Source organism: Streptomyces sp. NPDC002742 (assembly GCF_042888885.1).
GTDB lineage: Bacteria > Actinomycetota > Actinomycetes > Streptomycetales > Streptomycetaceae > Streptomyces.
In genome coordinates this window covers 118005-140777 of record NZ_JBIAQF010000012.1, presented here as the reverse complement: position 1 = coordinate 140777, position 22773 = coordinate 118005, and the positions used below count along the sequence as shown (strand labels likewise).

12 protein-coding genes and 1 pseudogene are annotated in these 22773 nt (G+C 73.3%); 1 reads left to right on the top strand and 12 read right to left on the bottom strand.

What is annotated here, in order from left to right; genetic code table 11:
• Nucleotides 1-92: 92 nt before the first annotated feature.
• From ACFYW8_RS22840 to ACFYW8_RS22785, 12 genes and pseudogenes are all read right to left on the bottom strand, one after another.
• Nucleotides 93-1655, bottom strand: coding sequence for a long-chain fatty acid--CoA ligase (locus tag ACFYW8_RS22840; RefSeq protein ID WP_389078869.1), 1563 nt, complete (start codon nucleotides 1653-1655; stop codon nucleotides 93-95).
• A 51-nt stretch (nucleotides 1656-1706) separates the two neighbouring features.
• Nucleotides 1707-3419 carry an aldehyde dehydrogenase family protein gene (locus tag ACFYW8_RS22835; protein ID WP_389078866.1) on the bottom strand — a complete coding sequence of 571 codons (1713 nt, stop codon included), beginning with the start codon at nucleotides 3417-3419 and terminating at the stop codon, nucleotides 1707-1709.
• Nucleotides 3420-3532: 113 nt separating this feature from the next.
• Nucleotides 3533-5029 (bottom strand): MFS transporter, encoded by a 1497-nt coding sequence (locus ACFYW8_RS22830; RefSeq protein ID WP_389078861.1) that lies wholly within the window; start codon nucleotides 5027-5029, stop codon nucleotides 3533-3535.
• Between the two features lie 58 nt (nucleotides 5030-5087).
• Nucleotides 5088-6011: a TauD/TfdA dioxygenase family protein gene (locus ACFYW8_RS22825; protein ID WP_389078856.1), complete on the bottom strand. Its 924-nt coding sequence runs from the start codon at nucleotides 6009-6011 to the stop codon at nucleotides 5088-5090.
• Nucleotides 6012-6181: 170 nt separating this feature from the next.
• Complete coding sequence (locus ACFYW8_RS22820) at nucleotides 6182-6784, bottom strand: TetR/AcrR family transcriptional regulator (protein WP_365871048.1); 603 nt, start codon at nucleotides 6782-6784, stop codon at nucleotides 6182-6184.
• Between the two features lie 372 nt (nucleotides 6785-7156).
• Complete coding sequence (locus ACFYW8_RS22815) at nucleotides 7157-7906, bottom strand: SDR family NAD(P)-dependent oxidoreductase (RefSeq protein WP_389078849.1); 750 nt, start codon at nucleotides 7904-7906, stop codon at nucleotides 7157-7159.
• Between the two features lie 129 nt (nucleotides 7907-8035).
• Nucleotides 8036-9670, bottom strand: coding sequence for a GAF domain-containing protein (locus tag ACFYW8_RS22810; protein ID WP_389078844.1), 1635 nt, complete (start codon nucleotides 9668-9670; stop codon nucleotides 8036-8038).
• A gap of 23 nt (nucleotides 9671-9693) precedes the next feature.
• Complete coding sequence (locus ACFYW8_RS22805; RefSeq protein WP_365871041.1) at nucleotides 9694-10731, bottom strand: rod shape-determining protein; 1038 nt, start codon at nucleotides 10729-10731, stop codon at nucleotides 9694-9696.
• 200 nt (nucleotides 10732-10931) lie between these two features.
• Nucleotides 10932-15224 (bottom strand): SAV_2336 N-terminal domain-related protein, encoded by a 4293-nt coding sequence (locus tag ACFYW8_RS22800; RefSeq protein ID WP_389078838.1) that lies wholly within the window; start codon nucleotides 15222-15224, stop codon nucleotides 10932-10934.
• Nucleotides 15214-16227: a MoxR family ATPase gene (locus tag ACFYW8_RS22795; protein ID WP_365871037.1), complete on the bottom strand. Its 1014-nt coding sequence runs from the start codon at nucleotides 16225-16227 to the stop codon at nucleotides 15214-15216. Before ACFYW8_RS22795 ends, ACFYW8_RS22800 begins: the two co-directional genes overlap by 11 nt.
• 58 nt (nucleotides 16228-16285) lie before the next feature.
• Nucleotides 16286-18046: a trypsin-like peptidase domain-containing protein gene (locus ACFYW8_RS22790; protein ID WP_389078831.1), complete on the bottom strand. Its 1761-nt coding sequence runs from the start codon at nucleotides 18044-18046 to the stop codon at nucleotides 16286-16288.
• Between the two features lie 347 nt (nucleotides 18047-18393).
• Nucleotides 18394-18726: pseudogene (locus ACFYW8_RS22785) on the bottom strand (CU044_2847 family protein); the annotation flags it as partial.
• A gap of 229 nt (nucleotides 18727-18955) precedes the next feature.
• Here ACFYW8_RS22785 and ACFYW8_RS22780 point away from each other — a divergent pair.
• Complete coding sequence (locus ACFYW8_RS22780) at nucleotides 18956-22597, top strand: S8 family serine peptidase (RefSeq protein ID WP_389078827.1); 3642 nt, start codon at nucleotides 18956-18958, stop codon at nucleotides 22595-22597.
• Nucleotides 22598-22773 lie beyond the last annotated feature (176 nt).

The following is a 22773-nucleotide window of genomic DNA, read 5'->3' as shown; positions in this document are numbered from 1 at the left end:
GCGTCGCCCGCGCCGCAGGGCTCCCCGGGGGCGGCGCCCCCGGGGAGCCGGTCCGGGGGCCTGATGCTGTGGCCTGGTGCGGTGGGCGGGGTTCAGGGAGCCGTGGGGACGCCCCGCAGCTCACGCTTGAGGATCTTGCCCGTGGCGTTGGTGGGCAGCTGGCCGCGGAACTCCACCTGGCGCGGGTACTTGTAGCCCGCCATCCGGTCCCGGCACCACGCGATCAGCTCCGCCTCGGAGAGTTCGGCGCCCGGGGCGAGGACCACACAGGCCTTGACCTCCTCGCCGTGGGTGACGTGCGGCACGCCGAGGACCGCCACCAGGTGCACGGCGGGGTGGGTGAGCAGGACCTCCTCGATCTCCCTCGGGTAGACGTTGAAGCCGCCGCGGATGATCAGGTCCTTGGTGCGGTCGACGACGTAGAGCCATCCGTCGGCGTCCCGGCGGGCCAGGTCACCGGTGCGGAACCAGCCGTCGCGCAGCACCTCGGAGGTCGCCTCGGGGCGCCCGTAGTAGCCCTTCATGACGTTGTGTCCGCGTACGACGATCTCGCCGATGGCCTCCGGACCCTTCACCGGCGTACCGTCCTCGGCGATCAGGTCCACCTCCACGCCCCAGACCGGGCGGCCGACGGAGCCGGCGCGCACCGGCTCGCCACGGGGTGTGAACGTCACCGCCGGACTGGTCTCGGACAGGCCGTACCCCTCCAGGACGGTGACCCCGAAACGCTCCTCGAAGCGGCGGTGGATCTCGACCGGCAGCGCCGAACCCCCGGAGCCGGCGATCCGCAGGTTCGCGGCGATCTCCGCCCGTTCCGCCTCGGGCACGTCCTCCGCGAGCAGCGCCCCGTACATGGTGGGGACGCCCGCGAAGAAGGTGACGGCGTGACGCCGCATCAGGGCCAGGGCCGAACCCGCGTCGAAGCGCGGCATCAGCACCAGCGTCGCGTGAGCGGCGAGCCCGGCGTTCATCTGCACGGTCTGGCCGAAGGAGTGGAACAGCGGCAGGGCGATCAGATGGACGTCCTGCTCGGCCTCGCCGAACATCTTGTGGCAGGCCAGCACGTTCAGCGCGAGGTTGGCGTGGGTGAGTTCGGCGCCCTTGGGCCGGCCGGTGGTGCCGGAGGTGTAGAGGATGACCGCGGTGTCGTCCGCCTCGGTGGCGACCGTCGCGAAGTCGGCGCTCCGGCCGGCCAGCGCCGACGTCAGGGTCCGCGCGCCCGGGATCGGCGACGTCTCGGTGGGGGCCGCGGTCAGCAGGAAGAAGTGGTCGCAGCTCTCCGTCCCGTCGAACGCGTTCCAGCCCTCCCTGCCGACGGGGAGCTCGGAGGTGCCCTCGAAGCAGAAGTACGCCTTGGCCTCGGAGTCCGCGAGGTGATAGGCGATCTCACGGCCCTTCAGAAGCACGTTGAGCGGGACGACCACCGCGCCGGCCTTGAGGATGCCGTAGTAGACGACCGGGAACGACGGAAGGTTGGGGCAGGACACGGCCACCTTGTCGCCGGGCTCGATGCCGCGCGAGCGCAGCAGCCCGGCCACCCGGCGGGCGGCGGTGTCCAGCTCCGCGTACGTCATCCGCAGGTCGCCCAGGACGACCGCCGTACGGTCGGGCACGGTGCGGGCGCTGTTCTCCAGCATGACGGCGAGGTTGAGCATGGACTGTTCTCCGTAGGGGTGTTGACGCGGATCGGGGCGGGCCGAACGGGCTCAGCCGCGCAGGGCTGAGGCGAACAGGGCGGGCAGCCGCAGGACACCGGGCGCGGCGGTGAAGCGGGTGAGGCGCTTCACGGTGGTCAGGGCCGTGCGGTTGGTGACGAAGTACGGGGGGCGCGGGGTCAGCGACGGGTCTCCGGTGACCAGACCGCGCGGTGCGGGCGTGAACGGGGCACGCAGCACGGTCTTCTCGATGTCCTCGCCCCGGAGCATGAACGCGTTGTGCACGAAACCGATGCCGCTGCCGATCTCCTGCCGGGAGTGGCCGGGGAAGGCGCCCCAGGGGGTGAAACCGAGCAGGAAGCCCACCGCGGACCAGCAGTTGACGCCCAGGGTGCCGTAGCGCAGGTCCGCGATGGCGGCCTCCACCGCCGCCCGGTCCGACCGCTCGGTCCTCGGGTGCACGATGAGGGTGGCACCGAGGGTGCCGGGGAGGCTGTCGTTGGCGAACTCGACGGCGTTGCGCAGGAACGCGGCCGTGGTCGCGCCGGGCAGCCGTACGACGCCCAGCGCGCTGGCGAAGACCTCGTCATTGACCAGGACGTCGTCGGGGCCGGTGACGTCGGGGACGAGGAGGCGGCAGCCGTCGCCGTACCGCTCCGCCCGTGGATGTGCGGCGAGAACGGCGTCGAGGCGTTCGCGGGCCCCGGGGTAGTAGTCGGCGCGGGACGGCAGCGCGCGCAGCACCCGGCGGATCTCGTTCAGCAGCCTCTCGGTGCCGTCCCAGTCGCGCGGTACGACGAGGATCTGACCGGCGATGCAGTTGTGGCCGGAGTTGTTCATCTTGCTGGTGACGATGTGCTCGGCCTGGAAGCGGAAGTCGGCGTCGCTCCACGGGCCGGGAGCGACGACGCACGGGCTGACGCCGCCGAGTTCACTGCTGAAGGGCTTGTCGATCAGGGGCCGGTCCTCGCCCCGGCGCCGCCCGGCGTCCTCGTCCGTCCCCCAGACGATCGCGTCGTGCGTACGTTCGCTGCCGGTGACGTGGATCGCGTCGACGTCCTCGTGGTGGGCGAGGTAGCCGCCCTCGGCCGCGCCGCCGTCCACGAAACGGACCCAGCCGCGGGTCACGAACTCCGCGAAGACGTGCTCGAAGTGGGGTCGCAGATAGGCGTTGACGGGGTTCATCTTGGCGACGACGACCTGGCCCTCGACGTAGAGCTTGTGCAGGATGTCGAGCGAGGTGATGGCGGCGACGTTGCCGGCGCCGAGCACCAGGGCCACGGCCGAGGGCTCCGGCCTGCCCCGGTACGCGTCCGCCGCGCGGTCGCGTGTCTCGTCGGCGGTGACGCCAGGCCGCATCCACACCTGGGCGGTGAAGCGGTTGAGCAGCAGCCGGTCCCAGCCGGTCGCCGGGAACACGTCGACGCGGGTGCGGCCCGCCGCCTCCCGCACGGCCTTCGGCGCGAGTGGTTCGCGGCCCGCGGCGAGGCGTCGCAGCACGTGCAGATACGCCGACGCGTTCTGCGCGAGCGCCCAGGGACCGCCGCTCCAGTCCTCGGCGGCCCACGGGGAGCCGGGATCGTAGCCCTTGGCGCGGGCACCGGCCGCGGCCAGCTCGGCCGCGCCGGAGTCCACCCGGCGCAGCAGCCGTTCGAGCAGCGCGACGCGTTCGGTGAGCGGGGCGGCGGACCAGGACGCGGCACTGCCGCGCAACTCGGCGACGGCCCGGTCCAGGCAGGAGGTGTCGAAGGCGCTGGGGTTCACGTCGTTCCTAGCGATAGGGGAGAGCGGAGAGAGGGAGGGAAGAGGGGAGACGCGGGTGCGGCACGGCCCCCTCGTTCCGTGCCGTACCCGGCGTCGGCGTACGCAGCGGCCGGTCAGACGGGTTGCAACGGGCTGTCGTGGTCCGGGGCGAGAGGGCCGGAGTGCCGGGCGGACAGCAGGCGGGCGTCGCGGGCCGGGTCGATCAGCGTGACGGCGGCGGCTCCGCCCAGCAGGAGCAGGACTCCGGTGATCAGGAGAGCCTCCCGGTAGCCCGCGGTCCCGTGGGTGTCCACGAGGTGCCCGACCAGGGTCGGGGCGATCAGACCCGCGGTGGTCACCACGGCGTTCATGATGCCCAGCGCGCCGCCGCGGCGGTCGGCCGGAGCCAGCTCGGCGACGGTGGTGGCGGCGACGCTGCCCATCGCCCCGGCGCAGCCGAATCCGGCGACCAGGAGGACGACCGTCGTGGCACCGGCCGACGCGGCGGGCAGCGCGAGGCACGCCGCGGCGGCGATGAGCAGCAGGACTCCGCCGACCCCGCCGCGCGCCCGTCGGCTCGAGGTCCCGCGGCGCAGCAGCCATCCGGTCACGCCGGCCTGACCGAGCACCACGACGCCGCTCAGCCCCCAGACCAGCATGAGCAGCCGGGCGGACGCGGCCGATGAGTACCCCAGGCCGTCGTGGAGGAAGGACGGGAGCCAGACCAGGCAGAAGGCGATCACCCAGTAGGTGCCGAAGTACGCGGCCGTGGCACCGATCCAGGTGCGGGTCGCGAGGATACGGCGGTACGGCGTCCCGCGCGCGGCGCCGCCCGTCCCGGTCGCGGACTTCACGGCCGCGGCTCCTTCGGCCGCAGGGTCGGCGTCGGAGCCCGCACAGGGAACGGAGCGCCCACCGGGAACGGAGCCCGCACCGGTGCCGAGGCCCATACCGGTATCGGGGCCGTCGGCCGGCACCGGCCCCGGGGTCTCGTCGTCCCGGACCGCCGCGTAGGGCCCCTCTCCGCCGAAGGGGATCCACAGCAGCGCCCACACGGCGCCCGCGATCGCGACCACCGCGACCGCGGTGCGCCAGCCGTGCTGGTGGATGACCCAGGTCAGCACGGGGGCGGCGACCAGGACGCCCAGGGTGATCCCCAGCACGATGAGCGCCCCGGGCAGGTTGCGCCGGCGGTCGGGGAACCAGGAGAGGGTGGTCTGCTGGGCCACCGGGAACGCCGGCCCCTCGGCGGCGCCCAGGAGAACGCGTGAGGTGACGAGCACCGCGAGCCCTCCGCCCAGGACCAGCGGAGCCTGGGACAGGGACCACAGGACGGCCATCGTGAGCAGCAGCCACTTGGGCCGTACGCGGTCCGCGAGCAGCCCCACAGCGGCGCCGCAGACCGAGAACAGCAGGAAGAACGCGCTGTTGGCGAGCCCGAAGGCGGACGCGGACAGGCCGAGGTCCTCGCGGATGGGGTCGGCCGCCAGGCCCAGTACGGACTTGTCGGCGAAGTTGACCATCATGAAGACGACGAGCAGCGCGGTGACGGTCCACGCACGGCGGTGCCGGTCAGGTGGTGTCTTCGCACGGCCGGCGGGCACAGCGGGTACGACGTCGGTGTCGGTCACAGGGGCTCCGCGGGAGAGGGCGGGTCGGGAACGGGCGGGGCATGTCCGGCCGAGGTCCTCAGGACAGGCGTTCGCCGGTGATCGCGATGCGCTCCATGACGCGGCGCTGCGGGTAGTAGTCGTTGATCGCGTAGTGCTGCGTGGCGATGTTGTCCCAGATCGCGACGGAGCCGGGCTGCCAGCGGAAGCGGACCTGGTACTCGGGGATACGGGCCTGCAGGACCAGTTCGCCGAGCAGCTCACGGCTCTCGGTCTCCGACAGACCGGTGATCCGGGTCGTGAAGGGCTCGTTGACGTAGAGCAGCTTGCGGCCGGTGCGCGGGTGCCGCACGACCACGGGGTGCTCGACGGGCGGCAGGGCCTCCCGGTGCGCCGCGATCTGGCTCTCCGTCATCGTCAGGCCCCAGCTGGTCACCCAGTCGTGCACCGCGGTGAGCCCCTCGATCCGGGCTTTCATCCGCTCGGGCAGGTTGTCGTACGCGGCGCCCATGTCCGCCCAGAGGGTGTCGCCTCCCGCGGCGGGGACCTCGACGGCCCGCAGCACAGAGCCGAGGGCCGGTGCGGCCATGAAGGAGTGGTCGCTGTGCCAGATGTTCTCGGTCCCGATGGCCATGGCGTCCTTGGCCAGGCGCGAGACACCGGCGGTGTCGGCGGCGGGGAAGAACGGGTTGGCCTCCGGCGCGCCCCACAGGGCGGAGAGCGCGAGCTGGGCGCTCGGGTCGAAGGCGTGCTGGTCACGGAAGAAGATCACCTTCCACTCCAGCAGGGCCTGCTTCAGCTCCGCGGCGAGGTCCTCGCCGATCGGGAGCGAGAGGTCGACGCCGGCGATCTCCGCGCCGATGTGCGGGGTGAGCGGGCGGATGTCCATCAGGCGGTACTCGGCCGGGGCGACGCCGGGCGCGGTGCGCTCCAGCACCCGCTTCCCGTAGTGCATCAGGGGCTTGTCAAAGGCGGGCGCGGGAGGGGTGACGACGCTGTCCATGGGCTCTCCAGAACGACAACCGGGATTTCGTTACCAGGAGTATCGTTATTGGGGTGCGAGGTGGCAAGGGTCTGGGGCGATTGTTGTGAACGGGGCCTTCGGGCGGGGCCGTGGCCGTCAGCCGGGGCCGTGGCGGTCCTGAACGGGCCGGTCCGGCGGGGCCGCGGTGGTCAGGAGGCCGAGCCGACCGCGCGGGCCACGAGGTCCACCAGGGTCTCCACCAGCCGGGTGTCGGGCGGTTCCTGCTCGCCGATCAGCCGGAAGAGCAGCGGCGCGGCGACCAGGGTGGCTGCGGCCCGGACATCGGTGTCGGGGCGTACGTCACCGCGCTCGATGCCGCGTTCGAGGATGTGCCGGGTCTCGCTCGTGATCCGCTCGGTGTACCGCGCGTACTGCGCCCTGTCCGTGCCCGCCTCGGCCGCCGCGCCGATCAGTCCCGCGATCAGCCGGGCCGACCCCGGCAGCCGGTACGCCTCCAGCCGGGCCGTGAGGATGACGCGCAGCTCGGCGCGGAAGTCGCCCAGGTCGGGCACCGACAACTCGCCGATGCGGCTCTCGGCGGCGGCGATGATCAGGTCCTGCTTGGTGGGCCAGCGCCGGTAGATGGCGGGCTTGCTCACCCCGGCCCGTGCGGCGACGGCGTCCATCGTGAGCGCCCCCATGCCCTGTTCGACGACCAGGTCGACGACCGCGTTCAGGACCGCTCCGGTGACCCGCTCCTCTCGCGGTCGCCCCGGTCCCCGCTCGGTCCCCCGCGTCCGCGCACCCGTCATACCCCGAGCCTACGGGGACCGGTGGCCCTCCCCGGGAGGAGGGCTCGCGCGGAACATCCTGCTCGGAGGGTAGGAGGGGGGTCTCCGTGGGCACGATGCGTCTATGCGCGTCAACGGCGACGCGGGTCTCATCAGCAATGAGGAGGGGTCATGAACCGTCAGATCCGGATTCGCGTGAACCGCCGGCCCGCCGCTCCCCGCGAGATGCCGATCGACCGCAGGACGCCTTCGGGACGTCTGCTGCCGTACTGACCCACGTGTATCTACGCGACCGGCATCGGGCCGCTCCCCCGTCGAGCAGCACGACGCCGGGTCCCGGCGCCGGGTCATGGACACCGATGCCGTCGGCGCGGCGCTGGTCACCGACGCCGGCTAACGCCCCAGGGCCGCACCGCCGTTGATGTGCAGGAGCTGGCCCGTCATGTACGCCGCCTCCGGTGATGCGACGTACCGGATGGCGGCCGCGATCTGTTCGGGGCGGCCGGCCTCTCCGGTGAGGGACTGGGCCACGCGGGTGGCCACGAACTCCGGCGTGGCGCGGTCCCCGAAGAACTCGGTGTCGCCGACGAAGCCGGGCGCGACGGCGTTCACGGTGATGCCCTCGGAGCCGAGGCGCTGGGCGAGATCGTAGGTGTAGGTGTTGATCCAGCCCTTGGAGCCGCCGTACGAGCCGGGGCCGCGCAGCGAGGCGATCGAGGAGAGCTGCACGATGCGGCCGCCGGGTCGGCGCAGGTGGGGGAGCAGCGCCTCGGTGAGCAGGACGGCGGTCAGGACGTTGGCGTCGAAGTTGCGCCGGTAGCCGTCGGCGACGGAGGCCAGGCTGCCGTCGTGCGACACGGCGGCGTTCCCGCCCGCGTTGGCGACCAGGACGTCCACCGGAGTGTCGTCCTGGATGATGAACTCCCGTGCCGCGCCGACCTGTTCGGGGTCGGCCAGATCGGCCGCACGCCAGGACGCGGTCTCCTGGCCGTATCGCTCGTTCAGTCCGTCGGCGGCCTTGCGCAGGACGTCCCCGCGGCGGCCGAGGAGCACCACCCGGTCCCCGTCCGCGGCGAACGCCTCCGCCGTCGCCAGGCCGATTCCCGTACCGCCTCCGGACACCACCACACGCCGTCCGCCCATGTCCGCCCCATCCGTTCTCGGTATTCGTGGATATGAATTTCGGTCAGGTACAGATACAGGTGGGGAGGCTACGGAGAGCCTGAGACAGCGTCAAGAGTGCGGGCGGTGCACCCGGTCGACCGCCCGGATCTACAGCGGTGACTGCCAGGTGACGTTCGTACCGGTGCCGCCCGAGTCGTCACCGACGCCGGTGCGGTCCGCGTCCGCTTCCTCCGGGATGCCGTCCTGGTCACCGTCGTCGTGGACGGTCAGCCGGACACCGGGGCGGCCGTCCTGCAGTGGGACTGTCACATCGACGGCGACCTCGATCCGCGACACCCCGGAGCGTCGCGAGGCGGCGGCAAGGGCGCGGCGCAGCACGGCGAGCAGTCGACCGGCCACCGGTTCCGTGAGGCTGTTCTCCACCGGACCCGTGAACCGGGTGGACGGCTGGACGCCGAGGACCGCGGCGGCGCCGGCCGTCTCGCGCAGCACCTTGCCGCGGAACGTGGTGGGGGCGTCGGCGGGCGGCTGTTGCAGCGCGAAGATCGCGGTGCGCACCTCCTGGACCGTGGCCTCCAGTTCGTCGACCGCCCGATCGAGGGCCGCGGACACCTCTTCGGCCCCGCTGTCACCGGCTCCGCTGTCACCGGTGCCGCGCCCGGCGTTCCTGCGTTGTGTGGACTCCAGCATCATGCCGGTCGCGAACAGGCGTTGCACGACGAGATCGTGCAGGTCCCGGGCGATGCGGTCCCGGTCCTCGTACACCGCGAGGAGTTCACGGCTGTGGCGGGCGTCGGCGAGAACCAGGGCGAGGGCGGCCTGCGAGGCGAACTGGGTGGCGAGCAGGCGTTCGACCTCCGTGTACGGGCGGCCGCCCCGCCCGCGCGGCAGGGCCAGCGTGCCGATGAGACGGCCCTCGGTCTGCAGGGGCAGCATCATGCTCGGCCCGAACCGGGTCCGTACAGGAGTCGTCATGCGCGGGTCGGTCGCCGAGTCGTCGATGAACAGCGGCTCCCCGCCCAGGAGCGGTTCGAGGGCCGGGCTGCCGGGCGCGATGGTGGTGCCCACGATGCCGTCGGGGTCCTCGTGGGTGGAGGCGACCACGACCTCCATGCCGCCCTCGTCCGTGGGCTTGAGGATGATGCCCGCCGAGGCGTCCGCGAGAATCCTGGCGCGTTCGGCGACCGTCAGCAGCGCGTCGGTGTCGGTCCCGCCGCTGAGGAGGGCGGTGGTGACGGCTGCGGCGCCCTCGATCCAGCGCTCCCGCTGCCGGGCCGTCTCGTACAGCCGGGCGTTGGCGATCGCGATACCGGCCTGCGTGGCGAGCAGGCGCACCAGCTGTTCGTCCTCACGGGTGACGGGCCCGGAGGACTTGTCCGCGAGATAGAGGTTGCCGAACACCTCGTCGTCGACCCGGATGGGGACGTCCAGGCAGATGTCGGCCTCGGGAGCCTCGGGAGCCTCAGGGGACTTAGGGGATTCGGGGGATTCAAGGGGGTCGCTGGACTTGAGGGGCTGGTCGAGGGGCTCGGGCGAGACGGGGGGCTCGGCGCGAGGGCCGGTCTCCGCCGGGTGCGGCTCCGTCGGGTGCGGCTCGGCCGTGCGGACGTGCACCAGCCCGTCCCGTCCCGGGTCCCTCATCCGCAGCGCCGCGTACCGGGCTCCCGTCAGCTCGGCCGCGGCGTCCACGATCCGCTGGAGGGTGGCGCGCAGTTCGAGTTCGGTGCCGACACTGAGGACCGCTTCGAGGAGGGGCGGGAGTCCGGACACGGGATCGGTCATGCGAGGCCCCCGGACGCCGGGCGTCAGTTCGCCAGCGGGTCCAGGATCATCGGCTCGATCTTGCCGTCCAGCATGTAGCCGAGTCCCTGGACGGCACAGACGTCGGGCCGCTCGGCGATGTGGACGGGCATACCGGTCGCCTGCCGCAGCATCTGGTCGAGCCCGGGGAGCAGCGCGCTGCCGCCGACCATCATGATCCCGCGGTCGCCGAGGTCGGCCACCAGATCGGGCGGGCAGGACCGCAGCACCTTGCCGATGCCGTCCAGTACGGCGGTCAGCGGCGTCTCGATCGCCAGGCGTACGGCGGCGGTGTCGACCTGCACGGAACGGGCCAGGCCGGTCGCCACGTCCCGCCCGTGGATCTCGGTCAGGGCCGGGCCGTGCGGGGTGAGCCCGTTGCCGGAGAGGGCGAGCTGCAGGGGCCGTACGGCCTGACTCGGCAGCATCAGCTCGTGCTGGTGGCGCAGGTGCTGCACGATCGCGTGGTCGACGGCCTCACCGCCGACCGGAATGCGCTCGGCGGTGACGATCGAGCCCAGCGAGAGCACGGCGAGCTGGGTCGCGGCCGCCCCGCACACCATGATCATGGTGGCCTCGGGCCGCTCGACGGGCAGTCCGCAGCCGACCGCGGCCGCGATCAGCGTGTCGACGAGCTCGACCCGCCGCGCCCCGAGCCCGACCAGCGTCTCGATCGTGGCGCGCTGGGCCAGCGGGCCCGCGTCGTGCGGGGTGCAGGCCGCGGCCCGCAGCCGGGGCTTGCGGCGAAGGGTGCGCCGGACCTTGTCCCCCAGGAGCTGGCGCAGCATCCGCTGGGCCATGTCGATGTCGACGACGGTGCCGCCGGACACCGGGCGCACCACCCGGATGTACTCGGGGGTTCGGCCCGTCATCCGCTCCGCGAACTCCCCGACCGCGATCAGCGCGCCCGTCTTCGTGTTGATCGCCGCGACGCTCGGCTGGTCGACGACCAGGCCCGCACCCCGCACCCATACACGGGTCCGCGCCGCGCCCATGTCGACGGCGAAGTGACAGCGGCGCAGCTGCTCCAGACTGGCGGTCATGGCAGGTCCTCCCGAGAGCGCAGACCGTGGGGCTCCGCCGGGCGGCGGTCCTCTCTCGTATCCTGCGCGCGACGGGCGCCGGGCGCCCCTTTTGGGGGGCCGGGCGGGGTGCCGCCTGCCGGGTGGTCGGGCGGTCGTGGACGCCACAGGTCACCCGGTCGGCCGGTCCCGGTGCGTCCGGACCACACGGCGCGCCGAATTCACGGGCCACCCCGCTCCGGGGAATCCCCCGTCGGCGCAACCCCGTTCGGTGCACCCCCGTCCCAGGAATCCGGCTCCACTGCTTCCGGCTCCACTGCTTCCTGTTCCACTGCCTCCCGCTCCACGGCTTCTCGTCGTACCGAGGTGTCCGCCGAGGCCGGCGGCCGTGGCCCGGAGGGCGGCGCGGACTCGCGGAGCCGTACCGAGCAGGCCACCGACAGCCCCGGTACCGGCCAGCGGCGCAGCCCCTCGTGCACGGCGCGCTGGGCCGCGCCCGCACGGCGCAGCGGGTGACGGCGGGTGATGCGCCCCGCCTCCTTGAGAAGGTGGTCGAGGAGCAGCCTCGACACGTCGTGGGTCTCGCCGCGCACGAAGGCCACCGGGTCGTCCACGTGCCAGGACAGTTCCACCGAGGCGGCGAAGGAACTGCGCCCGGAGCTCGGCAGGTTCAGTTCGTGCGCGGCGCCATGGGCGGTGAGGTCGACCTCGTAGTACGTGATGAGGGAGCGCGGCGGGCGCTTGCCCCGTGGCCGGTCGAGGTCGAGCAGGGTCAGCGAGGTGTCGGGATCCGTGTGCACGACGGCGGTGCGGCCCTGCTCCGCGCCCCGGAGCCGGGTGAGGTCGCGGGTGGTGAACGGGCCCCGGACCAGGTCGCGTCGGACCGGTTCGAGTTCCGGGACGCGTTCGGGGAGGTCCAGGGCGCAGTACCAGGCGACGACCGGGCCGTCCGCCGACGGCCGCCGGTGCAGCGGGCGGAAGCGGCCCGCCGCCGACGGGGTGCCGCCACCGGCCGTCAGTTCCTCGTGCAGAACGGGGGAGAGCACGACCATGATGTCCGCCTCGGGACGGTCGAGGTCGGGCCGGAGATCGGGCGGCACCGTCGGGCTGCCCGCGCGGGCGAACAGCGCGGTGTGCCAGAAGGTCACCCGTATCCTCGGAGGCTCGTCCAACTCGAGCAGGGCTCCCGGAAGTTCACGCAGTACGACGTTCAGCGCGGTCAGCACGGAGGCCGTGGGCTCAGTGATCACGACGTAGCCGTTGTCGCGGCCGAGGAGTTCGTACTCGTTCGGCGTCATGTCGCTCAACGAGAGCAGCCAGGCCAGCGTCCGGCCGAGCACGCTGTGGGTGTGCGGATCCTCGGCGGAGTCCGCGGCGTACTCGACGGCGATGATCGGGCTGCCGTGTTCCGGTGCGGCCCGCAGCTCGCGGTACAGCTCCAGCAGGGCGGGGTTCGGCTCGCCGGGCGCCTGGAGGTTCTCGTACGCCCGGTACGACTCAAGGGCCTCGGCCACCCGGCCCTGGCCCTTGAGCGCGAGGATGTGCAGCCGCCGGAAGTCCTCGCGCTGCGGGTGGGACCGCAGGAGTTCGCCGAGGTCGCTCGCCGCCCGACGGAAGTCGCCCGTCTCCAGGTCGAGTTCGGCCCGGGTGGCGCAGAGGGTGAGGCGCAGGGCGCGGAGCCGTCCGCGGGTCGTCTCGGCGGCGGGGCCGGGGACGCCGTCCACCGGGTCACCGGCCCACAGGCCGAGAGCCTGCCGGACGCATTCGGCGGCGGCCTGCGGGTCGCCCGCGTCCCGGTGGGTCTTCGAGCGGGCGACGAGCGCCTCGCACAGCGCGAGGTCGACGCAGTCGGGGTCGGCGTACAGGGCGTAACCGTCCGCGGTGCGGGCCAGGACGCCGGGGCCGAGGGCCTCGCGGACGGCTGCCGCCTCCATGGAAAGCAGACGCGCCGCTCGCTGCGGGGGCCGCCCTTCCCACAGTCCCTCGGTCAGCTCGGTGTGCGTCACGGGCCGGCCGCGGCGCTGGAGCAGCATGCACACCAGGGCCTGCTGCCGGGGCGAGAGCGTGCGGACGGTGCGGTCGCCCCGGGTGATCCGTACCCGTCCCAGGATCCGGTACCGGTGGCGTGCGGCCTCGGCGGCCTTCAGAGCACGGGCGAAGGACGGGGTGAAGAAGAGGTCCATGCCGCGCCGCTGGGCCTGCGGGTCGGAGGAGGTCAGTGGGTTGAGGATGTCGAACAGAAGGGCCCTGAACTCACCCGGCACCGCGTTGAGTTCACCGCCACCGGTACCGTTGGTGAGTTCCCGCAGCAGATGGCCGAAGTCGTGCAGATCGTGCGACGGGTCGCGGTCCCGGCCGGTCCCCAGTGCGAAATGGGTGATCTTCAAGCCGCCGTCCGGCAGGACGATCAGACCGTTCGGTGTGAGCCTGCCGTGCGTGACGCCTCGCTCGTGCACGGCCCTGAGGCCGCGTGCGAGCTGCTGGGCCAGGGAGGCGAGCAGCGAGAAGGGCAGGGCGAAGCCGCCCTCCGCGGTGAGTTCCGCCACCGTGAGTCCCTCGGTGAACTCCGTGACGAGATAAGGGACGTTCTCCTCGACGCCGAAGTCGTGCACCGTGAGGACGTTGGGATGCCCGACACCCGCGAGTGCGCCGGCGTCCTCCAGGAAGCGCTCGTGCGCGCTCGGCGCGTAGGTGTGCACCACCACCTTCCGGCCGCTCCGCGTGTCCTCGGCCAGCATCAACTGCCTGCCCCGGCCCAGCCGTCGCACCAGCCGGTACCTGCCGAGCACCAGACCCCCGGTCCGCGGCGGTGCCCCGCCCCCGAGCCGTCGGACGCTCTCCTCGCGCACCGAGGCGAACGCCTCGCCGTCGGCCGTCGCGTCTCCGGGTCCGGGAGCGACCACGGGGAACTCCCCGGCGGTCACCCCGGCCCGCGCGTCGATCAACGCGCCGACCCGGCCCAGAAGTTCACTTGTGCGGCCGTGCGCGGTGCGCGGCAGCGTGTGCAGCAGGAGTTCGCGCACGCCGGGCCGGAAGGTGTACGAGCCGGGCGGGCCCGACGAGTCGGCGCCGAGGAGACCGCTGAGGATCACCTCGGCGAGATGCTGGGGCCGAGGACTCCGTTCCATCGCGGCGTGCACCAGCCGCATCACGGGCAACTCCGTTCGTCCCACGGCGAGATGACCGGCGAGCCGGAACGCCTCGGGGGAGGCCGTGGAACGGAACCGCAGGACGAGCTCCTCCGCCGAGAGCCGCTCGACGTCACCGCGGCCGTGCTCGTCGAGCGGGGCGGGCGTCGGGGCTCGGTCCAGCATCGCCACCGAGCCCGGGAGGCGGCCGCCGCCGGCCACCAGCGACGACCAGTTCGCCAGCCAGCGGGCGGACGGCTCCAGGACGGGCAGCGCGAGCACCGGACCGGGGCCGGGCAGATCGTCCGAGGCGTAGGAGTCCACGGTGTAGGCGGAGTTGGGGGCGGCGGGCCACGGAGCGCCGAGGCGCGCGGTCGTCGTGGGCAGGGCGGTGGTGCGCCACAGCCGCTCGGGCAGCGGCTGGAGCACGGCGACCGGCATCCGGGCCGCCCAGCGGCGCAGTGTGCGGTACCAGCGGGTGCCCGCCGGACCGCCTCGCCACTGCGCGCCCATGCAGTCGCTGACCAGCAGGGTGACCGTACGGCCGTCCGCGTACGACTCCTGCGAGCCGGGCCGTCGTACGGTCCCCCCGGCGGTCAGCTGGTGCAGCTCCACCGTCCGGAAGACGCCCGACTGGGCGAGTGCGGTGTGCAGTTCGCGGACGAGTGGACGCCAGACGGGCATGGTGGGCCCGGTGTCGTGCACGAGGTGCAGCGTCAGCCAGCGCTCGGTGGCCGGGCGCAGCACGGGCAGCCATCCCTGGGGCGCGGCGTCGAACCGCGCGATCCGGTGGGCGGTGGCCTCCTCGTCCAGGGTGTGGCCGACGGGCGCGGGCACCCGGCGCTTGAGCGGACGCAGGGTGCGCTGCAGCGCGAGCGGGTGCGGCAGCATCGGGGGAGCGGGGGCGAGGAGCGTGGTGTGCGGAGTGTTCGCCGGGGCGTCGTCCGCCGCGTCCTGACCGGCGCCGCCGGCGTTCCGGCCGGGGGAGCCGGCGCCGGGGCCGGGCAGGCGCAGCGGGACGCGGCCGTCGCCCGGACGGTCCGGACCGGCGGGCGGTTCTCCGCGGGGCGGGTCCGGCGGCACGTCCCTCCGCGAGGGTGCCACCGGGGGCGTACGCGGGGAGGCGGGGCCGCCCTCGCCGGACCGGGTCGGGTCCGGCGCCACGACGGCCGGCCCTTCGATGTGCCCGGCGAGCCACAGCAGTTCGGCCAGCTCCACCGAGGTCGGTGTCTCCCCGCCGGCGACCCGCCCCAACAGCTCGGCGAGCAGGGCGGTCCCCGGGTCCGCCGGGTTGCCCGGGCCCGGACCCTCGGGGTTGCCCGGGCCCGGATGCGTCGGCGTGTCCCGGACCCGGTGCGCGGGGGTGTCCGGGTCCTCAGAACTCATCGTCGTCCCGGGCGCTGCTGAGGTAGGGCATCAGCTGCTCCGCGAGATCGTCGCGTGACGTCGCGTCGATGCCCGCCGTGCCCGTCAGGTAGATCGCGTTCAGGAGCTGGTCCGTGGCGAGTTCGCCGCCGGTGCCACGGGAGAGGAAGCGGGTGATCAGCTCGCGGGCGTAGGCGTCGGGCTCGCCGAGATGGGCGCGGACGATGCTTTCGAGGTGGGCGTCGCGCGGCTGGTGGAGTTCGAGCCGGACGCACCGGCGCAGGAAGGCGGGCGGGAACTCGCGCTCGCCGTTGCTGGTCAGGACGACGAAGGGGAAGGCGCGGCAGCGCACCCGGCCGCCGGAGACGGTGACCCGTTCGTCCGTGCCGGCCACCATCACCTCGGCGGCCGGGGTCTGGCGGGCCGCCCGGACCAGCTCCGGGATCTCGTACTCGCCCTCCTCCAGGATGTTCAGCAGGTCGTTCGGCAGGTCGAGGTCGCTCTTGTCGATCTCGTCGATGAGCAGGGCACGAGGGCGCCGGTAGGGGAGCAGGGACGTGCCGAGCGGGCCGAGCCGCAGATGGTCCTGGAGCTCGCCGCCCGCGGGGATCTCGTGCGAGGCGGCACGGCCGGCGGCGTACAGCCGGGAGAGCGGGTCGTACTGGTAGAGGCCGTCGTGCAGCGTGGTGCGGCTGGTGATGTTCCAGCGCAGCACCGGCCCGAGCCGCAACTCCCGTGCCACCGCGTACGCGAGGGAGGACTTGCCGCTTCCGGGCGGGCCGGTCACCAGCAGCGGGCGGCGCAGGTACAGCGCCGCGTTCACGAGCTGGACGGCCCGGTCGGTCGCCCGGTAGGTGCGGGCGCGGTGCCTGCGGTCCGGGGAGGCGGTCGAGGTGTCGCCGTCCTCGGCGGGGGTGTCCAGCTCGGGACCGCCGTCGAAGTCGCGCCACGGCGGCGGCGCGGGCAGTTCGGCGATACCGTCGTGGGGCTCGCTCCCACCCGTGTAGACGGGCCACAGGGACATGCGCTCTCCTCATTCGTTTCCCGGGCGCGCTTGTCTGTCTCCGCGCGATCCCCGGTTGCTAGCCGACCGGTGAGTGCAGATAGCCGACCGGGTCGGGCAGACATCTGGGGTCCTCCCAGAGCAGCGCCAGATCGTTCGCCCAGTGCGGTTCAAGGCTGTCGTCCGCATACGCCGTCTCGCGCAACTCGTGTATGTGCGAGGGGAGTTCCGAGGGCGGGAGATCCGCGAGCTGGGCGGCGAGACGGTCCAGGAACGCCGCCCCCGTACAGTCCTCGTGCGCCCCGCCCCGGGTTTCGCCGCGGCAGCCGCTGCGCGGCCAGAGCATCACCGGGACCGCCGCGTTCAGGCTCGCCCGGAACAGCCGGCGGGTGCCCTCGGCGCGCGGCGGTGAGGCGAAGCCCACGATGTCGGCGCCGCGCCGCAGCCCGATGGTCAGTCGCACCGGATCCTGTCCGAGCGCCCCGCAGTCGATGCGGTGCAGCCGCGGCGCGGACAGATCGTCGAGCCGCTGCCACTTCTGCAGCAGCTTGTGCTGGAGGCCGCCGCTGCGCCGCCGCTCCAGGTCCATCACCACGAGCGGTGCGAAGGAGCCGAGCGGGCTGTCGTCGTCGGCGCTGCGCTGCCAGTGCGCCACATCCGTGTTGAGCCAGCGACGCGGCAGCACGAAGGCGATCAACTCGCGAGCACCCGGCTCCAGTTCGTGGTACGCCTCGTCGATGCGCTCCAGCGCGTAGCCGCGCACCCGGTCGGCGGGCAGGGCGCGCGAGCCGACGACGCGACGGTGCCGCCCGTTGTACGCCGAGACCTCGACGAGGAACTGCTGGCCGCCCGAACCGCTCGGCGCGATCTCCACGAGGATCGGCGACCAGGGCCGCGTCCCGGTGGCGGGCCGGGCCGGGGGGTCCAGGGGCGGCCGGGGGTGCCTTTCGTGCGCCCGGGACGGCCAGGCCCGTAACGCGCCGCGGGTCGGCGCGTCCTCGGTGAAGTCGGCGAGCCGCGCGGCGAACCGGGCGACGGCGCCGGTGTCGGGCACCTCGGAGAGCAGATACCAGGCCGCGTCCCACAGCGACCGGAACCGCCGGCCCGGCAGCGGCGGTCCGAACGGGCCCACGGCATCGCTGTACAGCCGCTCAGGGCTGCACTCGGGGCGCCCGTCGAACTCCGGGCCGCGCGCCAGCACCAGCTCGCGCAGCCGCTCCTTGTCCACCCGCCCGTACTCCGGTGTCGGTATCAGCTCGCCGAGACGCGGCCAGTAGCGGGCCATGACGTGCGCCGGGAGCATCCGTCCGTTGCGGATCCCCGAGTCCCGTGCGGCGGCCGACACCATGCCCACCACCCGCCCGGAGTCCGCGAGGGCCACCGCGGCGCCGCTGAATCCGGGCGCGAGCGGCTGTCCGTGTGCCGCCCAGGCCTCCAGCTGGACCCACTCGTCCGCGATCAACTGGTCGGCGGTGGCCCGGTATTCGGCGAGGGTCCCCTCCTCGTAGCGCTTGGGGAAGCCGTACGCCACCAGCCTGCGCGGCGGATCGCCGTAGGCGTCCGACGGCGCCGCGAACTGCGCCGGCTCCATCGGTACGGAACGGTCGAGTTCGAGGACGGCGACATCGCCGGGGTCGGTGTCGTGACCCTCCCAGCCGCCGTGCGCCACCACCTTCGCGGGCAGGGCGGCCTCCTCCCGGGCGAAGGAGACGCTCACTTGCGCGGTCCCGCTGCGCGCCACCACATGGGCGCAGGTCAGCACGTGCCGCTCGGTGACGAGGAAGCCCGCGCCGGTCTCTCGTCCACAGGTGATCCTGGCCTGCCAGGAGGCACTGTTCATGACCGCACGGCGGTCCCCGGCGCACCTGCCTCCGGCCCGGAGGCAGGGGGAGTCCCTGACCCCGTCCGGGTTTCCGGAGGCACGCCCATACCTGGCGTGCCTCCGGTTCCGGGCGCTCCGGTTCCGGGCGTGCCTCCGGTTCCGGGCATGGCCCCGCTCCGGGGCGTGACCCAGGTCCCTGACTCCGGCCCAGGGGGTGTTCCGGGCCCGTTCCCCGACGTGGTCCCGTTCCCGGGTCCGGCACCGGTCCCGGCTGCCGGCCCGAGCCCGACCCCGGGCGTGCCTCCCGTGCCGGGCGTGGCCTGCGGCCCGGGTGTGGCACCGGAGGCCGTGTCAGGAGTGGGCCGGGAGGCGTCCCGCCCGGACTCTCCCGGCGTCCACGAGAGCTTGACCACCAGATGACCCTCGACCGTGCTCTTCGCGATCAACGCGCCCGCCTCCGCGGTGAGTTTGACCCCGAACTCGATCTCGACGGAGTCGGGCGAGAGGCTCCCGTCGCGGAACACCCGCAGCGCCGACCCGGCGGCTGCCCGCACGCCCTCCAGGGCGCCCTCGAAGGTGCGCGTGGCCTGCACCGTACCGTCGCCGCGGGTCACGAGCCGGGAGCCGGACCCGTCGTCCACCGCCTCCACGACGACCACTGCCCCGTCATCGGTCTTGAACTCCAACAAACCGTCCATGGCGCACCCCCGTTGTCCGTGACGTCCGAGCACCGACATTGTCCCGGACGGCAGTTGGGACTGTCCCGGTTTCTGCGGCTCGTACCCGCATGTCCTGGCGGGAAGCCGCCAGGGCGCCTTCCCGCCAGGTTCCGTCAACACCCCCGCAACACAAGCCCCCCGACACTCTTCGCAAGCACCGGGCGCCACCCCTGCCCGGCGCGGGTCGGCCGATGAAGAGAGGGCACGAATGACCAGAGGACCACTGAGACGTCCGGCGGCGCTGCTGTCGGCCGGGCTCGTGTTCGCCCTGCTGCCCATGGGCCGGGCGGGCGCGCTCGCCGACGCGGGCGCCGCGGACACCGGGAACACCGGCACCCCGGCGTCCACGAGAGCCGCCCTCGCCGCCCACACCGTCACCCTCGTGACCGGTGACAAGGTCACCGTCACCGACATCGGCGGCGGAAAGAAGACCGTCTCCGTCGTGCGCCCCCGCGGGGCCACCGGAGCCGTGCGCACCCAGGTCGCCGACGGCGCCGTCACCGTCGTACCGGACGAGGCACTGCCGTATCTGCGGGCCGGCACCCTCGACCGGCGGCTGTTCGACGTGAGCGAGCTGATACGCCAGGGGCTCACCGACCAGCGCACGGGCGAGCTGCCGCTCATCGTGACGTACGACCCGAAGGCCCGCGTGACGACGCCGGGCGGGGCCGAACGGACGCGCTCGCTGCCGAGCATCCGCGGCGCGGCCCTCGACGCGGACAAGGGCCGGACCTTCTGGAAGGCGATGACCCGGCAGACGGGGATCGGCAAGGTCTGGCTCGACGGGCGCGTCAAGGCCGACATGGCCCAGAGCAACGCGCAGATCGGCACACCGGGGGCATGGGAGGCCGGGCTCACCGGCAAGGGCGTGACCGTCGCCGTCCTCGACACCGGCGTCGACACGAGTCACCCCGACCTGGCCGGCCGGGTGACGCAGACGAAGAGCTTCATCGACGGGCAGGAGGTCGCCGACCGCAACGGGCACGGCACGCACGTCACCTCCACCATCGGCGGGGACGGCGCCGCCTCGGACGGCAAGGAGAAGGGCGTCGCGCCCGAGGCCACGCTCGCCGTCGGCAAGGTGCTCAGCGACCAGGGTTCGGGCAGCGAGTCGCAGATCATCGCAGGAATGGAGTGGGCCGCCCGCGATGTGCACGCCAAGGTGATCTCGATGAGCCTCGGCTCGTCCGAGCCCAGCGACGGCACCGACCCCATGGCCGCGGCCGTCGACACCCTCTCCAAGGAGACCGGCGCCCTCTTCGTCATCGCCGCGGGCAACACCGGCGCCCCCTCCTCCATCGGCTCGCCCGGCGCCGCGGACTCCGCCCTGACCATCGGCGCCGTGGACTCCGCGGACGAGGCCGCCTACTTCACCAGCGCCGGACCCCGCTACGGCGACAACGCGCTCAAGCCCGACATCTCCGCGCCCGGCGTCGGCATCCTCGCCGCCCGCTCCCAGCTCGTGAGCGGCAGCGGCTACTACACCTCCATGAGCGGTACGTCGATGGCGACACCGCACGTCGCGGGCGTGGCCGCGCTGCTCGCCCAGGAACACCCCGACTGGACCGGCGACCGGCTCAAGGATGCCCTCATGTCGACGTCGAAGCGACTCGACGCCTCCGTCTACCAGTTGGGCGCGGGCCGGGTGAGCGTCCCGGACGCGATCGACGCGGAGATCACCGCCACGGGCAGCGCCGACCTCGGCTTCTACAGCTGGCCCTACGAGGACGACAAGCCGGTCACCCGGACGGTCACCTACACCAACTCCTCCGACGCGGCGGTGCGGTTGACGCTCGCCGCGGAGGGGGCCGGCGAGGGTGTCGCCACCCTCGCCGACACCACGCTCACGGTGCCCGCGCACGGCACCGCGTCCACGACGGTCACCGGCGACGGCTCGAAGGCGCCGGTGGGCGACACCTCGGGGCAGATCGTGGCGTCGGCGGACGGCACGCCCGTCGCGCACACCGCGTTCGGGCTGGTCAAGGAGGAGGAGCGGTACACGCTCACGGTCCACGTGAAGGACCGGGACGGCGCTCCGACCGCCGCCTACCTCGCCGTGCAGCAGCTGGCGCAGGACGTCGACGCGTACTCCGCCTCCGTCGGTGACTCCGGCACCCTCGAACTGCGGCTCAAGCCCGGCACGTACAGCCTCACGTCGTTCCTCGACGTGCGCGGCGGCCACGGCGCCGACTCGCTCGGCATCGGCTTCCTCGCCGCACCCCAGATCGCGCTCGGCCAGGACCGCGAAGTCACCCTGGACGGGCGGACGTTGCGGGAGATCGGCGCGAAGGTCGACCGGCGCACCGAGACCCGGCAGCTCCTCATGGAGTACGACCGCGACGGCGGCGGCTCCGACCTGTTCGGCGCGGTCCAGGTACCCGTCAAGTACGACAGCGTCTTCGCCGCGCCGACCCCGAAGGTCACCGAGGGCACCTTCGACTACCGGACCGTGTGGCGGCTCGGGAAGCCGCTCCTCGAGGTCGCCGGCGTCAGGGCGGCGCTCGCCCAGCCCGGCGGCACCCTGATCGAGGGCCGCAGCAGGCTCCCGCTGGTCGACGTCGGGGACGGGCCGTTCACCGGGGTGAGCGGCAAGGCCGTACTCGCCAGGCTCGCCGACGGCGCCGACCCGGCCGCGCTCGCCCAGGCGGCCCAGGACGCGGGCGCCAAGGCCCTGTTCGTCACCGACGACAAGGCGGGACGCCTCAACGCCTGGTTCGGCACGGACGACAACGCGAACCGGCCGCTGCAGATCGCCACCGTCGACGCGGCGGACGCGGCACGACTGCGCGCGAACCGGACCGTCGACATGACCGGCACGCTCAACACGCCCTACATGTACGACCTTTCGCACGGCTACAAGAACGGCATCCCGGACCGGAACCTCACCTACGAGCCCGGCCGCGGTGAACTGGCCGTGCTGGACTCCAGGTTCCACGCCGTGAAGCCCGCTTCGGGCAGCGAGTTCCGCTACTCGATCGCCGAGCCCTTCCCCGTCGGCCTCGGCTTCCAGGAGCGGATCGACTACCCGGCCGAGCGGACCGACTACGTCTCCACCGGCCCCGGACAGACCTGGACGGAGTCCACGTACGTCGGGGACGGCGCGCTGGAGGAACGCAGCGGCCTGGTCCCCTACCGGGGCGGCAGCCACGAGACCCTGAACTGGTTCAAGCCCGTCTGGCACCCCTGGCTCGGCACCGGACTGGGCTGGGGCCAGCAGCGCGCGGGCAACGACATCCAGTTCAACACGCCCGGCTGGGGCGACTCCGGCCCCGACCACACCGGCTTCGGCGACGTGTGGAGCGACGACACCGGGATGACGCAGTTCACCGAGGTCTATCAGGACGGAGTCCTGCTCGCCCGGCGCAAGAGCTCCGCCGGATACGTCTGGGGCGCGCCCGCCGACGAGCACACGTACAAGGTCGTCACCGACACCACCCTCGACCCGGAGCGCTGGAAGCTCTCCACCAAGGGCCACACCGAGTGGACGGTCCGGTCGGCGGCCACCCCCGAGGACCACTACACCTTCCTCCCGCTCATCAACCTCGGCTACGACGTCGACACCGACCTCGCGGGCGATGTGCGCGGCGGCCGGGTCCCGGTGAGCATCTACGCCGAGTACGTGAAGGGCGCCCCGGACACCGGCACCATCGGCGGCGGAAAGCTGGAGGTGTCCTACGACGACGGGACGACCTGGAAGGCCGTCCCGCTCACCGGCGGCGGCCGAGCCCGCTGGAAGGGCACGCTGAACGTGCCGCGCGACGCCGAGTTCGTGTCGCTCCGGGCCTCTGCCCGGGACGACCGGGGCGGGACGGTCGGCCAGGAGACCATCCGGGCGGTGGGGGTCCGGTGACCGGCCGCCGGGCGGCGGGTTCCCCCGGGGGAGAGCCCGCCGCCCGGCACACCACCGCGAACGGGCGGACCGGCGTACGGCCCGGCCCGCTCCGAGGGGAGGGTGGCTCTGTGTACGACGGCCCCGACGAGCGGGCGGCCGCCGGTTCCTCTCGGGAGGGGAGAACCGGCGGCCGC